The sequence below is a fragment of the Rhizobium sp. UBA1881 genome (assembly GCF_002338015.1).
Taxonomy (GTDB): domain Bacteria; phylum Pseudomonadota; class Alphaproteobacteria; order Rhizobiales; family Rhizobiaceae; genus Rhizobium.
Window position 1 is genome coordinate 3457 of the sequence record NZ_DDHH01000101.1, and the last position, 1209, is coordinate 4665.

Below are 1209 nucleotides of genomic sequence, written 5' to 3' on the forward strand. Positions count from 1 at the left end.
AACATCTGCACCACGCGCTTGTTGCGCGAGATCCCGCCGGCAAGGCGCGCTTCGCTGAAGGTGAAACCATCACGCAAGGCGTCGACATGAATGCGGTGATTGAAGGCAATGCCCTCCAGCACGGCGCGCAGCATGTCGCCGCGATTGTGCCAGCCGCCAAGGCCGAAGAAACCGGCGCTAGCGGCCGCACCATAGGGCGAGCCGAAGAGATAGGGGTGAAAGAGTGCTGTCAGAGGACGCTCGAAGGCTGCCTCGATCTCCGGTGCGAGCAGTGCGTGCACCGAACCCCCGGATGCCTCGACGCTCTGGCGTTCGCTGGCGCAGAGCGTATCGAGGAACCACTCGTAGTTGGCCGTCGACGCCGGGGAGATCGACATGTTGTTCCACTGGCCGGGCTCGATGGCGTTGCGGCAGAACCAGCGGCGGTCCATGCGCGGATGCGACGACAGCGTCTCGTTGATGGAATAGGTGCCGGCAATGACGGCAACCACGTCGTCTGCATAGCCGCCGGAGCCGAGCGCGGAGGCGGTGACATCGTGCAGGCCCGCAACGACGGGTGTCCCGACCGCCAGGCCGGTGCGCGCGGCCGTTTGAGCGGTCACATAGCCAATGATCTCGTCGGAACGCGAAATCGGTGGCAAGGCGGAGGCTATCTCCTCGACGCCGAACAATCGAAGGGCATCGAAATCATAGTCCTGCGTGCGGACATTGCTGAAGGAGGTGCTCGCCTCGGTGCGATCGGTACCGATGACGCCGCTCAGGCAGAACCGCAGCCAGTCCTTGCACGACAGGATATGGCCGATCTCCCTGTAACGTGCCGGCTCGTGCTGCTTGATCCAGGCAAGCAGTGCAGAGGGTGCCGAGACATGCGGGACCTGCCCGGTCAGTTCCAGCGCCTCGTCGGCGAGCGGGCTGGCAAGCCAGGTCTCGACGATATCGACCGAACGGCTGTCGAGCGACAAAAGCGCCCGGCCGAGAGGGGCGTTGGACTTATCGGTGAGGTAGATGCCGTCGCCATGCGCGGTAGCCGCGATCGCGGCTATGTCGCTGGCGGGACGTCCGCTGAGTTCGATCGCCTCGCGTATGGCATCGGCCGTCTGCGTCCAGAGTTCATTCATGTCGCGTTCGACATGGCGCGCATGCGGCATGAACTGGGTCACGCGGCGGCGGGCAACGGCGATCGGCGTTCCGTCGACGTCGAAGATCACG

General features: G+C 64.6%; 1 protein-coding gene. It reads right to left on the minus strand.

The features are described from left to right. On the minus strand, positions 1-1208 hold a 1208-nt coding region (locus B3605_RS12480), incomplete at its 3' end, for an FGGY-family carbohydrate kinase (protein WP_296434111.1). Between the last annotated feature and the right edge of the window lies 1 nt (position 1209).